This is a genomic window from Bradyrhizobium sp. 23AC (assembly GCF_054863025.1).
Map to the genome: position 1 here is coordinate 1 of NZ_JAVAYN010000095.1, position 321 is coordinate 321.

The 321-nt window shown below is 65.1% G+C and carries 1 protein-coding gene; it reads right to left on the reverse strand.

All coding sequences use genetic code 11. The annotated features are described in order from the left end of the window. Window positions 1-321 (reverse strand): Ig-like domain-containing protein (locus tag RAD10_RS41610; protein WP_461622001.1); only part of this gene is annotated, 321 nt, incomplete at both ends.

Genomic DNA, 321 nt, shown 5'->3' on the forward strand with positions numbered 1-321 from the left:
CGGCCGTGCCCTTGATCGTTGCCGTGTGATCCCAGTGCTGGCGCACATTGGTGACTTCGACGGTCGCAGCGTCCTTGCTGCCGCCATGACCAATCGGCGGATCGATCGGCTGCGACAAGGCGCTGGTGTTGCCGGCGGCATCGGTTGCCGTCGCGGTGAAGGTGTGTGACCCGTGCTTGAGATTCGGGGTCGTCACGCTCCAGTCGCCGTCACTCGCAACGGTCGCGGTGCCAAGCAGGGTCGAGCCCTCATAGAGCTTGATCGAGCTCCCCGCTTCCGCCGTACCGGATACCGTTGCGCGGTTATGCGTGGTGGGATCGC